The sequence below is a fragment of the Leclercia sp. TB492 genome, from assembly GCF_049974505.2.
Lineage (GTDB): Bacteria > Pseudomonadota > Gammaproteobacteria > Enterobacterales > Enterobacteriaceae > Enterobacter > Enterobacter adecarboxylatus_C.
Window position 1 is genome coordinate 4,194,709 of the sequence record NZ_CM127572.1, and the last position, 13,712, is coordinate 4,208,420.

Consider the following 13,712-nt stretch of genomic DNA (forward strand, 5'->3'; position numbering starts at 1 on the left):
GTGGATAACCTCTACGTTACCCATAAAAAAACCCGCCGAAGCGGGTTTTTCGCCAATTGTACTCTGCCGAAGCAGAAACCAATTAACGCTTGGAGAACTGTGGACGACGACGTGCTTTACGCAGGCCGACTTTCTTACGTTCAACCTGACGCGCGTCACGAGTAACGAAGCCAGCTTTACGCAGTTCGCCACGCAGGGACTCGTCGTACTCCATCAGAGCGCGGGTGATACCGTGACGGATCGCACCAGCCTGACCAGAGATACCACCACCTTTAACAGTGATGTACAGATCCAGTTTCTCAACCATGTCGACCAGTTCCAGCGGCTGACGAACTACCATGCGGGCAGTTTCACGACCGAAGTACTGTTCCAGAGAACGTTGGTTGATAACGATTTTACCACTGCCCGGTTTGATGAACACGCGAGCGGCGGAGCTTTTGCGGCGACCAGTGCCGTAGTATTGATTTTCAGCCATTGCCTATAATCCCGATTAGATGTCAAGAACTTGCGGTTGCTGTGCCGCGTGGTTGTGCTCGTTACCTGCGTAAACTTTCAGTTTACGGTACATAGCACGACCCAGCGGGCCTTTTGGCAGCATGCCTTTAACCGCGATTTCAATCACACGCTCAGGACGGCGGGCAATCATCTCTTCAAAGGTCGCTTGTTTGATACCGCCGATGTGGCCGGTGTGGTGATAGTACACTTTGTCAGTACGCTTGTTGCCGGTTACAGCAACTTTGTCAGCGTTCAGAACGATGATGTAATCACCGGTATCTACGTGCGGAGTGTATTCCGCTTTGTGCTTACCGCGCAGGCGACGAGCCAGTTCGGTAGCCAGACGGCCCAGAGTTTTACCGGTCGCGTCAACAACATACCAGTCGCGTTTTACGGTTTCTGGTTTAGCTGTAAAAGTTTTCATTAAAAGCTTACCCAAATAAATAAGTTACACGTTGGTGAACACCCAAACGTTTAGTAGTTGAGGTTCACACGACATTGTCCAGCAAACCTACCCCTTCGAATAGCCTATGCCGGCGCAGAGAAAGTTTTGGGAAAAAAACCTTCTTGTAACGTGGGGTCGCAAGATTATAGAGAAGTCGGGGGTAAAGGTCGACCCCTAATTGTGATTTGACGCGGGTTTTTCCGGGTAGGTCGAAAAGCCGGGTGGCGACTACGTCTTACCCGGCTAATGGGTGTTTCGAGGATGGCATTTATGGCATGTGTTCGCGCTTCAGGTACTCTTCGCTTTGCATTTCCTGCAGGCGCGACAGGCAACGCTGGAACTCAAACTTTAGTCGCTCCCCCTGATAGATCTCATATAAAGGGACGGCGGCGCTCACCACCAGCTTGACGTGGCGTTCGTAAAACTCATCAACCAGCGCGATAAAGCGTCGGGCTTCGCTCTCCATCAGCGTGGTCATCACTGGCACATCGAACAACATCACCGTATGGAACAGGCGCGAGAGCGCAATATAGTCGTGCTGGCTGCGGGCATCGACACACAGGGTGGCAAACGACACCGCGAGGGTTTGATTGACAACGCCCAGGGTTTGCAGTGGGCGATGGTTCACCTCCAGCACGGCGGCGTTATCACGCTCGGCCCCGGCCAGCGCCAGCCACAGTTTGTTCATCTGCTGTTGCGTGTCATCGTTTAACGGTGAAATCCACAGATGGGCCTGGGTCAGGGTGCGCAGACGATAATCGACGCCGGCATCCACATTCATAATGTCGCAATGCGCTTTTATCGCATCGATCGCGGGCAGGAAGCGGGCGCGTTGCAGACCGTTACGGTACAGCTCATCCGGTGGGATGTTGGAGGTTGCTACCAGCGTAATGCCGCGAGCAAACAGCGCTTTCATCAGCCCGCCCAGCAGCATGGCGTCGGTAATGTCAGAGACAAAAAACTCATCGAAGCACAGCACGTCGGTTTCGGCTTTGAAACGCTCGGCAACGATATCCAGCGGATCGCTCTGTCCCTGCAGGGCCGTCAGCTCTTCATGTACCCGCAGCATAAAGCGGTGAAAATGCAGGCGCTGCTTACGCGTTCCCGGCAGGCTCTGATAGAACAGATCCATCAGCCAGGTTTTGCCGCGTCCGACCCCTCCCCACATATATAAGCCGCGTACCGGCGTGACGCTCTGCGGCGCTTTCTTCCCCAATAACCGCCCAAACGCGGCTTTGAGTCCCCCAGCAGGCGCGGCTTCGGCCGGCTGGGTGGTCAGCGCCTGCCAGATGCTGTCCAGACGCCTTACCGCTTCATGCTGTACATCATCTGGCTGGTGGGAGCCCTCGTTCAGGGCCTGTTGGTAACGCGATGTTGGGGAAAGGCTTTGCATAATCTTATTGTTATTCCTTCAATTAATACCCGCCAGCCTGTTCAGTTGGCGAAAAAAAGGCCGTTCTACAGTACGCGATGATGCGGTGGGATTCCACTTCTAAGGAAATAGCGGTTATAGTGGCATAATCAGGCACAGGCATGAAGCCGAGCCAATACCCTACGGAACCACAAGACAACGGGAGAAGTTCATGACCTGGGAATATGCGCTAATTGGTTTAGTCGTCGGCATCGCTATCGGTGCCGTGGCCATGCGTTTTGGAAATCGCAAATTGCGCCAGCAACAGGCGTTGCAGTACGAACTGGAAAAGAACAAAGCTGAACTGGATGAGTATCGTGAAGAGCTGGTAAACCACTTTGCCCAGAGCGCCGAGCTGCTGGACAACATGGCTCATGATTACCGCAAGCTTTATCAGCACATGGCGAAAAGCTCCAGCAGCCTGCTGCCGGAGATGAGCGCAGAGAACAACCCGTTCCGCAACCGTCTGGCAGAGTCCGAAGCCGGTAATGATCAGGCGCCAGTGCAGATGCCACGTGACTACTCCGAAGGCGCATCCGGCCTGCTGCGCGGTGGCGCAAAGCGCGATTAATCGCACATCGCAAATAAATTTTACGGGCGCAGCCATTGCGCCCGTCCTTTCTTCCTGACCCCAGCTATTATTTAGTCAAACACCTCATTGTTCAGCGTTTTAAAATTCAATAACATCAGACTGTTTCAGGGCCGTTATTCCTCCATTCCAGGTTGCGAGAGCCAGCATAAATGAACAAAAAAAATCAGCTGTTGAGCGCGTTAGCATTGAGTATCGGATTATCGCTGTCGGCATCGTATCCAGCGGCGTCAGCCATCCCTTCACAGGTTCCGGGCCAGGCCGCGCTTCCGAGCCTTGCGCCGATGCTGGAAAAAGTCCTGCCCGCGGTGGTCAGCGTGCAGGTCGAAGGCACCGCCGTGCAAAGCCAGCGCATCCCGGAAGAGTTGAAAAAGTATTTTGGCGACGATGCCCCCGACCAGGCGCAGCCTTTTGAAGGGCTGGGCTCCGGCGTGGTGATCGATGCCGCGAAAGGCTACGTGCTGACCAATAACCACGTTATCAGTCATGCCGATAAAATTAGCGTTCAGATGAACGATGGCCGTGAGTTTGACGCCAAACTGATTGGCGGGGACGATCAGAGCGATATCGCCCTGCTGCAGTTACAGAACCCAACCGGCCTGACGCAAATCGCCATCGCCGATTCCGATAAGCTGCGCGTTGGGGATTTCGCCGTCGCGGTCGGTAATCCTTTCGGTCTGGGCCAGACGGCTACCTCGGGCATCGTCTCTGCGCTGGGCCGCAGTGGCCTAAACCTTGAGGGTCTGGAAAACTTTATCCAGACCGACGCCTCCATTAACCGCGGCAACTCCGGCGGCGCGCTGCTGAACCTGAACGGGGAGCTGATCGGCATTAACACCGCCATTCTAGCGCCTGGCGGCGGCAGCGTGGGGATTGGTTTTGCGATTCCCAGCAACATGGCCCGCACCCTGGCACAGCAGCTGATTGAGTTTGGTGAAGTGAAGCGCGGGCTGCTGGGCATTAAAGGCACGGAAATGAGCGCAGATATTGCCAAAGCGTTCAACCTGAACGTTCAGCGCGGCGCTTTCGTCAGCGAAGTGATACCGAATTCCGGCTCGGCAAAAGCGGGGGTCAAATCCGGGGACGTGATCGTTAGCCTGAATGATAAACCGTTAAGCAGTTTTGCCGAACTGCGCTCGCGCATTGCCACCACGGAGCCGGGTGCCACGGTTAAGCTCGGTATTTTGCGTGACGGCAAACCGCTGGATCTACAGGTCACGCTGGATAAAAGCACCTCATCATCGGCCAGCGCAGAGATGATTGCCCCTGCACTGCAGGGGGCGACATTAAGCGACGGGCAGTTAAAAGACGGTACCAAAGGCATCACTCTCGACAGCGTCGAGAAAAGCAGCCCTGCCGCGCAGGCCGGTCTGCATGAGAATGATGTGATCGTCGGGGTGAACCGCGTTCGCGTGCAGTCCATTGCCGAAATGCGCAAAGTGCTGGAAAGTAAACCTACCGTTATTGCCCTGCAGATCGTGCGCGGCAACGACACACTCTATATTCTGCTGCGTTAAGCCTGTACGCGTCCGGGCATCACCCCGTGTGATGTCCGGATAAGTCATGCTATGCTGCTTGCGATCTTCCCTTAACGACGCCCGTATCATGGTTTTAAAGCTCATTCGTTCGGTCGCCATCGGCCTGGTTGTAGGTGGCCTGTTACTGGCCGCGATGCCCTCTTTACGTCAGTTTAATCAGCTGGCTGCGCCGCAGTTTGACAGCGCAGATGAAACGCCTGCCAGTTACAATCAGGCAGTACGCCGCGCCGCCCCTGCGGTGGTTAACGTCTATAACCGTGGGCTGAACAGCACCAGCCATAATCAGCTGGAGATCCGCACTCTGGGCTCCGGGGTAATTATGGATGAACGCGGCTACATCATTACTAACAAACATGTGATCAACGATGCCGATCAGATCATCGTTGCGCTGCAGGATGGCCGCGTCTTTGAAGCCCTGCTGGTCGGCTCCGACAGCCTGACGGATCTGGCGGTCCTCAAAATCACCGCCACGGGCGGCCTGCCCGTCATCCCCATCAACCGTAAACGTACCCCGCATATTGGCGACGTGGTGCTGGCGATCGGTAACCCCTATAACCTCGGGCAGACCATCACCCAGGGGATTATTAGCGCGACGGGGCGTATTGGCCTGAACCCCTCCGGGCGGCAGAACTTCCTGCAGACGGATGCCTCCATTAACCACGGCAACTCCGGCGGCGCGCTGGTGAACTCGCTGGGCGAACTGATGGGCATCAATACCCTCTCGTTTGATAAGAGCAACGATGGGGAAACCCCCGAAGGCATCGGCTTCGCCATCCCGTTCCAGCTGGCCAACAAGATTATGGATAAGCTCATTCGCGATGGACGGGTTATCCGTGGCTACATTGGCATTGGCGGGCGTGAGATTGCTCCGCTGCATACCCAGGGTGGCGGCATCGACCAGATTCAGGGGATTGTAGTGAACGAAGTCACCTCTGGCGGTCCGGCGGCGGAAGCGGGCATCAAGGTCAACGACGTTATCGTCTCGGTGAACGGTAAACCGGCGATATCGGCCCTCGAGACCATGGATCAGGTGGCTGAAATCAGGCCTGGCTCCATCATTCCGGTGGAAGTGATGCGGGATGATAAGAAACTGACGTTGCAGGTGACCATTCAGGAATACCCGGCCACCAACTGAGTCAGCAGAGATAAAAAAACCGGAGCATTGGCTCCGGTTTTTTATTGCCCTGATGGGAAGCGAGTCGCTTACTTGTTAACGAACTCTTCGCCCAGGACGATATCGTTCTTCAGCGTGTCCAGCATGCCGGCCATCGCCTGCTGCTCGAACGCGCTCAGGGTGCCGATAGATTTACGCTCTTCGATACCGTTTTTACCCAGCAGCAGCGGCTGAGAGAAGAAGCGCGCGTGCTCGCCGTCGCCTTCAACGTACGCACACTCCACCACGCCTTGCTCGCCCTGCAGGGCGCGCACCAAAGACAGACCGAAACGTGCTGCAGCCTGACCCATAGAGAGGGTTGCAGAGCCGCCACCCGCCTTCGCTTCCACCACTTCGGTGCCAGCGTTCTGGATGCGTTTGGTCAGGTCAGCCACTTCCTGCTCGGTGAAGCTCACGCCTGGGATCTGGGACAGCAATGGCAGAATGGTCACGCCAGAGTGGCCGCCGATAACCGGCACTTCAAGCTCGGTTGGCTGCTTGCCTTTCAGTTCCGCCACAAAGGTATTGGAGCGGATGATGTCCAGCGTGGTCACGCCAAACAGTTTGTTCTTGTCATACACACCCGCTTTTTTCAGCACTTCTGCTGCGATAGCCACGGTAGTGTTAACCGGGTTAGTGATGATACCGATGCAGGCTTTCGGGCAAGTTGTTGCTACCTGCTGAATCAGGTTCTTAACGATACCCGCATTCACGTTAAACAGGTCGGAACGATCCATACCAGGCTTACGCGCCACGCCTGCGGAGATCAGCACAACGTCTGCGCCTTCGAGCGCCGGGCGCGCATCTTCACCGGAGAAGCCTTTGATTTTGACAGCCGTCGGGATGTGGCTCAGGTCAACCGCCACACCAGGGGTTACCGGGGCGATGTCGTACAGAGAGAGTTCTGAGCCTGCAGGCAGCTGAGTTTTCAGTAGTAGGGCAAGCGCCTGGCCGATACCGCCAGCAGCGCCGAGGACTGCGACTTTCATCCTAAACTCCTTATTATGGTGAGCTAACTTTCTGTTACTCCGTCGCGGCGACCTTAATTCAGCAGATCAATAATTACAATCTTCATAATGTGAGAATTAGCGGTCACGCGCTTTTCGCCTCTGCCGGAAGACTATCGGGCGTTATGCGATAACTAAGCAACGAATTAAGAGGGGATTACAATACACCCTCGCCAGCCACCAAAACAACATCAATTTGATAACATTTAATTTACTTTTAACCTTATTTGCGAGGCGTGACGCAGGCATGTTCCTTGATAACGAAATTTGATAAAATCACTCCCTTTCATAACATTATTTCAGCCTAAGATTGGGCAGATAGTTTGCATAAAAATTCATCCATGTGCATAATAATGTTGTTTCTACCGCTATATTTCGGGTGATTTATGCGAATCTCTTCTAAACAAGAAGAATTGGTTAAGGCGTTTAAAGCGCTGCTTAAAGAAGAAAAGTTTAGTTCTCAGGGTGAGATCGTCCAGGCCTTACAGGAAGAAGGCTTCGAAAATATCAACCAGTCGAAAGTCTCCCGCATGTTAACCAAATTTGGCGCGGTGCGTACCCGCAACGCCAAAATGGAGATGGTTTACTGTCTGCCTGCTGAGCTGGGCGTACCGACAACTTCAAGCCCGCTGAAGAATCTGGTGCTGGATATCGACTATAACGATGCCGTGGTGGTGATCCACACCAGCCCGGGCGCAGCCCAGCTGATTGCACGTCTGCTCGACTCGCTCGGCAAAGCAGAAGGTATTCTCGGCACTATCGCCGGGGACGATACCATCTTCACTACCCCGGCCAATGGTTTCTCGGTGAAAGATCTCTACGAAGCCATTCTGGTGTTGTTCGAACAGGAACTCTGATCCCCCTGCCCTGCTGCGGTCGCGCAGCGGGGAATCTTCGGCTCCCGCCTCGTTTCCCCTTACAATCTGTTATCTGTGATTTAACAAATAGTGCGTTTTTCTGGTTCAATTCATTCATACAGTGGATGATCCGCGGCGCGACCGCACAAATAATCAAATCATCTCATCCCCATGATTTTAATGGAAATAAATCGATACCACGCGTTTAACCACGCCTTTTTTATTCCTATCAGTTATAAAAATTCATCTTCTTAATGCGTAATTTCACGAGAAACAATTAGCATGGTATTAATTTTTGCCGTTATTAGTGTATACTTGATTTTGTGATGAAGGTCACGAAACGAAGACCCCAGTAAAGAATATGACGAGGAAGAAAATCATGAAAATCAAAACTACCGTAGCCACACTAAGCATTCTCTCTGTTCTGTCTTTCGGTGCTTTTGCCGCCGATGCGATTAACGCCGATCAGGCTCAGTCCCGTGAGTCAATTGGTACCGTTTCTGTTGGTGCAGTCGGTACTTCTCCGATGGACATGAATCAGATGCTGAACAAGAAAGCGCAGGAACAGGGTGCCTCCTCCTATCGCGTTATCGAAGCGCGTACCGGTGACCACTGGCATGCTACTGCTGAGCTGTACAAATAAGCCGTACCGAGCAATATCCGATATACCCGTTATCTCAGTTCAACGACACCAGGTATAAAAATAGCAGCACAACCCTTCTGGTCGTTGAATGTGCCCTGTAAGGAGTAAAGACTATGAACACTAAATTAATTATCGCCACCCTTGGTTTAGCTTCCGTTCTCTCATTCGGTGCCAGTGCAGCTGTGCATCAGGTTACCGCGGAACAAGCACAAGGCCTGCAATCAATGGGTAGCGTAGGCGTTACCGAAGTTGCCGGTTCCCCGATGGATATCCGTCAGGCCCTGGCAGCAAAAGCTGAAAAAGCGGGTGCCAGCAGCTATCGCGTTACCGAGCTGAATACCGGTGACCACTGGCATGCAACCGCTGAGCTGTACAAATAAACCCTCGTCGTATTGAACTACGACTTGCCCCTGCTTCGCAGGGGCTTTTTTTTGCCTTTTTACGGGCGAACGTTAAAGCGGATCTGGCCTTCCAGCTCCTCTTCCGCCTCATCAAACAGCAGGATCAGCGCGCCGAAGCGTCTGCGCAGCTTCTCCGGCAAATGGGTAAACTCGATTTCAAGCGGCAGCGGCAGCTGATTGCCGGTGACGATCTCCCATAAAGAATCCAGGTTGGTCACACTCTCCCGCGCGATGCCAAAGGTACGTGAAAACTCACGGTAAAAGTCTTCCTGACTGTCGATTTCATCAAAATCAAAGGTATAAATATTCATTTCCCGCCACCCCGTCCAGGCGGGCGGCTGATGCCGCCCTGCCGATTATAATCCCCCGATATGCAGGGTTTTCACTTCAAGGAACTCCTCCAGTCCCAGTACAGAGCCCTCACGACCCAGCCCTGACTCTTTTACCCCACCAAACGGCCCCAGCTCGGTGGAGACCGCGCATTCGTTAATCCCGATCATCCCGCTCTCAATGGCCTGCGAAACGCGGAACACCCGCTGCAGATTCTGGGTATAGAAATAGGCGGCCAGACCAAAGGGCGTATTATTGGCGCGCTGAATCACTTCCTCTTCCGAGGTGAAACGGAAGCAGGCCGCCACGGGCCCAAAGGTCTCTTCGCTGGCCAGCGCCATCCCTTCATGGCAATCGCCCAATACCGTCGGCTGCCAGAAATTGCCGCCCAGATCGTGCGCCTTGCCCCCTGCCAGTACCGTCGCCCCTTTGGCGACCGCGTCCTCGACATGCTCACGCACTTTTTTTACTGCGGCAGGTTCAATCAGCGGACCGACAACGGTGCCCTCCTCCAGGCCGTTACCCACTTTTAAGTCGTTGACGGCGGCGGCGAGCTGGCTGACGAAGGCGTCATACACTGACTCCTGAATATAGAAACGGTTAACGCTGACGCAGACCTGGCCCGCATTGCGGAATTTGTTGGCGATGGCTCCTTTTACCGCAGCATCAATATCGGCATCGTCGAAGACGATATAAGGCGCATTCCCGCCCAGCTCCATTGAGACTTTTTTCATGGTCTCGGCGGCATTGCGCACCAGCGTTTTGCCGACCGCCGTCGAGCCGGTAAAGGAGATTTTGCGCACTTCATGGCTGGCCATGATCGCATCGCTTATCTCAGAGGTGTTGCCCGCCACCGCATTGAGTACACCGTCCGGGACGCCCGCTTTTTTGGCAAGGGTCAGCAGTGCAAAAGCGCTGAGCGGCGTATTGTTAGCTGGTTTGATCACCCCGGTGCAGCCTGCTGCCAGCGCCGGACCCAGCTTGCGGGTCAGCATCGCCATCGGGAAGTTCCACGGCGTGATGGCCGCCACCACGCCAACCGGTTCGCGGGTGGCCAGAATGCGGGAGCCGGGTTTAACCGGGGGAATGATTTCGCCGTTGGCGCGTTTGGCCTGCTCGGCGAACCACTGAATAAAGCTGGCCGCATACTCCACCTCGCCTTCCGCCTCTTTCAGCGGTTTGCCCTGCTCGGTGGTCATCAGTTGTCCAAGCCACTGCTTGTTTTCAATGATTAATTCATACCAGCGATAGAGAATGGTCGAGCGCTCTTTTGCGGTTCTGGCCCGCCAGGCCGGAAAAGCACGGCTTGCGGCGGCGATAGCTTCTTCGGTCTCTTTGGTGCCCGCTTTTGCCACTTTAGCGATCGCCTCGCCGGTGGCCGGGTTAAGTACATCGAATGTGGTGTCGAGCGTTTTCCATACGCCATCAACCAGATATCCTGTCTGAAATAGCGCACTGTCCTGAAGAGCCTGGGTAGTCATGTATCCTCCCATTCCGGGTTTAAGTACTTGCCCGAATAAGTATAGTCACAAAAAAACCGACGCTTACGGCGTCGGTTTTCAGGAGGATCAGCTGTCGGTGAGTGCATTCTGGTAGCGATGCAGCATCCCCACCAGCCGCTGCACCGGTTCGGTCACCTGTCGCGGTGCCTCCCAGATGCGCAGTTTTTCCTGGTAGATGTCCAGCTCCTCAAGCAGCTGAGCAAAATAGCGGCGCCGCTTATCGTCACTGGTGGCCGAAATGACATGATCGGCAGTGCGCCGCAGCTGGCGGTGGAACGCCGAGAGATCGTCATTAACCGGCACCGGCGCATTGCGCAGACGCTGGTGGGCGATGATCAGGGTCAGGGCCAGACGGAACTTGGCGATGTCGCCCGGGAATTTGGTCAGCAGTAAAAACAGCTGCTGATAGAGCGCGGGCAGATGGTTCTCTTTGCGCCGGGCGGTGTTGGTGGTCATCGCAGAGACGGCGGCAGAAACAAACTGGTTCAGCAGCACGCGTCCGGTGCGGGCCTGCGAGTTATCACGCACCAGCAGAATGACCATCATCGCGAGGAAACAGCCGACAATCTGCCCTAGCGCGCTGTCGAGAAACTGGCTGAAGTGGAACGTCATCGGATTATCCAGCACCAGAATATTGATAGTGCTGGCCAGCGCCCCGAGCGAGCCCAGGCGTCGTTTCTGCACTTCGATACCAATAAAGAAGGCCATTACGGCAAGACTGATACAGAGCAATAGCATGCTTTGCTGGGTCGAGGGCAGAACCACCAGGAAATAGAAGGCCCCAAGCGGCAGTGCTGCCAGGGTGCCGTAGAGAAAATCGAGCGCCACCATCCGCGGATTGGGAAGACGCATCGCCAGCGAAGTGACCACGGCGATCATCACCATCGCACCACTGCCGGAGGTCCAGCCGGTCCATAGCCAGAACAGCGTCCCGAGCATACAGGCGAGCGTGGTGCGCCAGAAGTTGACCATCGCATGGTGACGTTCCGCCGACTCGGCTTTAACCACTACCTCGCCCTGCAGGACTTCCTCTTCGGTGGCGCTGATTTTGGTATTGCCAATCACGCCACGCTTGAGGAGCAGGTAGCGCGTCGCCGCCCCAACCCAGGTATAGATGGTGACCGGAGTATCACGCTCGCCGGTCCAGGCGATGACTCGCCGCATCCTTTTGAGCTGTTTATGCACATCCTGCACGGTGGCAACCGGGGTGGCAAACTGCTCCCGGAAGGTATCAGTGATCGCTTCGGGGCGGGTATTCTGGATCAGATAGGTTTCGCAGGCCTGGGTGATCAGCGTTAAGGAGACGGTATTGAGCGCCTTCAGGCGGCGGTTGGCTCGCGACCAGCGCGACGACTCCATATTGAGGTTGCTGCGCATCCCTTCCAGCGCGGTGGTACGTCGCACCAGCGCACTCCAGGCGTTATCGACCTCTTCACTGTCGCCATGCTTAATGCACAGCTGCATCAGCTGATACTGGGCGACGATCAGCGCATCCAGCTCGCGATCCACCTCCTGCTTAATGGAGCGGGGGGAGAACAGCAGATCCGCCACGATCGCACAGACAATCCCCATCACGATCTCACTGCAGCGCTCCACGGCAAACTGCGGCGTCAGCAGCGGGTTGGTCTGAATGGTGATGATAATGATCAGCGCGGTATAGCCGGAAAGCCCCCAGGCGTAGGAGTTTTCCACCCGTACCAGGGAGGAGATCCAGGTGCAAAAACCGGCCCAGATACAGCACACCATCAGCATCAGCAGCGGGGTGCGGATCATCAGAATGACGATGGTCAGCGCGGCGATACAGCCAATAAAGGTGCCGACAATACGCAGCATCCCGCGATAGCGTATTGCGCCGGAGTAAGGTTCCCCGCCCGCCGCAAAGGCCGGGCCTGCGGCGACAATCGCCGCGGTCAGTACCGCCCAGCGGGGCGTTTCCAGCTGAAAGTGAAAGCCAACAAACAGCGCCAGCACGATGGCGAAGGCCAGCTTAATCGCAAAGCGCAGGTGCTGATTGGCGATGGAGAAGATGCCCATGGCGATTAACCAAACTCACGCAGGCGGTGGGCAATTTTGCGGAACAGCGAGTCATGGCTGGCGTCCCGATCTTTCTCACCGGTGATCACCACCGTGGCGGTGGTGCCCGCAGGCCACAGGTTGCCCTGCTGTTCATCCAGTCGAATACGCACCGGCACGCGCTGCGCCAGACGCACCCACTCAAGATTGGAGTCGACGGTCGCCATCCCTTTACTGTCGCGGGTGGCGCTGGAGTTGGTCACCCCTGCCGCCACGCTGTCGACCGTCCCTTTCAGGACACGGTTGCTGCCCAGCGGGGTGATTTCCGCCCGATAGCCCGGACGGACGTTCTCCAGCTTGGTCTCTTCCATATAGGCGAGCACATAGAAGGAGTGCTGTTTGACCAGCGCCACGGCGGTAGAGCCGCGGGTAATAAATTCCCCGGTATAGACATTGAGGTTGGTCACCCAGCCGTCGGACGGCGCGCGGATCACGGTACGCTCAAGATCGAGCTTCGCCAGATCGCGCGTGGCTTCGGCCTTCGCCAGCTGATGCAGCACGGTTTGCAGCACGTTGTTGGATTGATCGATCTCCTCGCGGGACATTGCCTGCACCCCCAGCTGATTACGGCGCCCCGCCTCACGGCGTTTCTCCGCAGCCAGCGCCTGGTAGTAGGCGACATCCGCCTCCGCTTCTTCCAGCGATTTCTGATAGCGAGGCTGATCGACGGTGAACAGCACCTGATCCTTTTTCACCAGCTGGTTGTCATGCACATTGACGGCAGTGATCAGGCCCGCCACGTCCGGAGCAATGGCGACGATGTCGGCGCTAAAGCGCGCATCGCGCGTCCAGGGCGACTCGGTGTAATAAACCCACGCGCGAAAAATAGCGATGAACGCGAGGATAACCAGAGCCAGGGTAATGGCGGTACGGGAGATTTTTCTTGTTAGCGTTTTCACATCTACCTCAAACAAACAGGCGCGATACCAGATAGAACAGGCAGCAATACAGCGCGGAATTGAACAATGCAGGGTGCCAGACGAAATCATAGATCCCGGTAGGAGCCAGCACCTTTCGCACCAGCCAAAAAATCGCCAGTGATAAAAGAAGTTCGAAGAATATCGGGGGGAACGATAATCCGAACACCACGATAACGGGAAACAGACTCATGTTGACCTTGATTAGAGCGAGCAGGCGAAAGAATTATTCAGCATACGGCACCGCAGAAGGGGCAAGAAAAGCCGGGCGAGAGTGGCGTAGCTATAATGTATTAATAATATATTAGCGTAACTGTTATGCTGTTATCTATCATATGTGATCTAAATCAC

The 13,712-nt window shown here is 55.3% G+C and carries 15 protein-coding genes; 6 read left to right on the forward strand and 9 right to left on the reverse strand.

Annotation, left to right across the window (positions count from 1 at the left end):
* Nucleotides 1-82: 82 nt before the first annotated feature.
* From rpsI to zapE, 3 genes are all read right to left on the reverse strand, one after another.
* Nucleotides 83-475 carry a 30S ribosomal protein S9 gene (gene rpsI / locus ACP4QI_RS19845; protein WP_003025138.1) on the reverse strand — a complete coding sequence of 131 codons (393 nt, stop codon included), beginning with the start codon at nucleotides 473-475 and terminating at the stop codon, nucleotides 83-85.
* A gap of 15 nt (nucleotides 476-490) precedes the next feature.
* Complete coding sequence (gene rplM, locus ACP4QI_RS19850; protein WP_024551131.1) at nucleotides 491-919, reverse strand: 50S ribosomal protein L13; 429 nt, start codon at nucleotides 917-919, stop codon at nucleotides 491-493.
* A 289-nt stretch (nucleotides 920-1,208) separates the two neighbouring features.
* Nucleotides 1,209-2,333: a cell division protein ZapE gene (gene zapE / locus ACP4QI_RS19855; protein WP_142487278.1), complete on the reverse strand. Its 1,125-nt coding sequence runs from the start codon at nucleotides 2,331-2,333 to the stop codon at nucleotides 1,209-1,211.
* Nucleotides 2,334-2,523: 190 nt separating this feature from the next.
* Between zapE and zapG the strand changes: the two genes are divergently transcribed.
* The 3 genes from zapG to degS all read left to right on the forward strand — a co-directional run bounded on the left by zapG (nucleotide 2,524) and on the right by degS (nucleotide 5,613).
* Entirely contained in the window at nucleotides 2,524-2,922 is a 399-nt protein-coding gene (gene zapG, locus ACP4QI_RS19860) for a Z-ring associated protein ZapG (protein WP_142487279.1), read from the forward strand.
* Nucleotides 2,923-3,092: 170 nt separating this feature from the next.
* Nucleotides 3,093-4,457, forward strand: coding sequence for a serine endoprotease DegQ (gene degQ / locus ACP4QI_RS19865; RefSeq protein WP_426495737.1), 1,365 nt, complete (start codon nucleotides 3,093-3,095; stop codon nucleotides 4,455-4,457).
* Between the two features lie 88 nt (nucleotides 4,458-4,545).
* Nucleotides 4,546-5,613 (forward strand): outer membrane-stress sensor serine endopeptidase DegS, encoded by a 1,068-nt coding sequence (degS, locus tag ACP4QI_RS19870; RefSeq protein ID WP_231313587.1) that lies wholly within the window; start codon nucleotides 4,546-4,548, stop codon nucleotides 5,611-5,613.
* Nucleotides 5,614-5,681: 68 nt separating this feature from the next.
* On the opposite strand, the gene mdh is transcribed toward degS, so the two are convergent.
* A complete protein-coding gene (gene mdh / locus ACP4QI_RS19875) occupies nucleotides 5,682-6,620 on the reverse strand; it encodes a malate dehydrogenase (protein ID WP_032614538.1) in 939 nt (312 codons plus the stop codon).
* Between the two features lie 404 nt (nucleotides 6,621-7,024).
* On the opposite strand from mdh, the gene argR reads away from it, so the two are divergent.
* The 3 genes from argR (at nucleotide 7,025) to yhcN (ACP4QI_RS19890) (ending at nucleotide 8,518) form a co-directional block, all read left to right on the forward strand.
* Nucleotides 7,025-7,495, forward strand: a complete 471-nt coding sequence (argR, locus tag ACP4QI_RS19880; RefSeq protein ID WP_032614540.1) for a transcriptional regulator ArgR — start codon at nucleotides 7,025-7,027, stop codon at nucleotides 7,493-7,495.
* 379 nt (nucleotides 7,496-7,874) lie between these two features.
* The gene (gene yhcN, locus ACP4QI_RS19885; RefSeq protein ID WP_142487282.1) at nucleotides 7,875-8,138 is read left to right on the forward strand and encodes a peroxide/acid stress response protein YhcN; all 264 of its coding nucleotides are present in this window, start codon (nucleotides 7,875-7,877) and stop codon (nucleotides 8,136-8,138) included.
* A 113-nt stretch (nucleotides 8,139-8,251) separates the two neighbouring features.
* Nucleotides 8,252-8,518, forward strand: a complete 267-nt coding sequence (gene yhcN / locus ACP4QI_RS19890) for a peroxide/acid stress response protein YhcN (RefSeq protein ID WP_142487283.1) — start codon at nucleotides 8,252-8,254, stop codon at nucleotides 8,516-8,518.
* A 59-nt stretch (nucleotides 8,519-8,577) separates the two neighbouring features.
* Here yhcN (ACP4QI_RS19890) and ACP4QI_RS19895 read toward each other — a convergent pair whose 3' ends face one another.
* From ACP4QI_RS19895 to aaeX, 5 genes are all read right to left on the reverse strand, one after another.
* Nucleotides 8,578-8,850 carry a barstar family protein gene (locus ACP4QI_RS19895; protein ID WP_142487284.1) on the reverse strand — a complete coding sequence of 91 codons (273 nt, stop codon included), beginning with the start codon at nucleotides 8,848-8,850 and terminating at the stop codon, nucleotides 8,578-8,580.
* A gap of 45 nt (nucleotides 8,851-8,895) precedes the next feature.
* Nucleotides 8,896-10,350 (reverse strand): NAD-dependent succinate-semialdehyde dehydrogenase, encoded by a 1,455-nt coding sequence (locus ACP4QI_RS19900; RefSeq protein ID WP_142487285.1) that lies wholly within the window; start codon nucleotides 10,348-10,350, stop codon nucleotides 8,896-8,898.
* An 87-nt stretch (nucleotides 10,351-10,437) separates the two neighbouring features.
* A complete protein-coding gene (gene aaeB / locus ACP4QI_RS19905) occupies nucleotides 10,438-12,405 on the reverse strand; it encodes a p-hydroxybenzoic acid efflux pump subunit AaeB (protein ID WP_426495736.1) in 1,968 nt (655 codons plus the stop codon).
* Between the two features lie 5 nt (nucleotides 12,406-12,410).
* Entirely contained in the window at nucleotides 12,411-13,343 is a 933-nt protein-coding gene (aaeA, locus tag ACP4QI_RS19910; RefSeq protein ID WP_156264739.1) for a p-hydroxybenzoic acid efflux pump subunit AaeA, read from the reverse strand.
* 7 nt (nucleotides 13,344-13,350) lie between these two features.
* Nucleotides 13,351-13,554 (reverse strand): p-hydroxybenzoic acid efflux pump operon protein AaeX, encoded by a 204-nt coding sequence (aaeX, locus tag ACP4QI_RS19915; protein ID WP_032614553.1) that lies wholly within the window; start codon nucleotides 13,552-13,554, stop codon nucleotides 13,351-13,353.
* Nucleotides 13,555-13,712 lie beyond the last annotated feature (158 nt).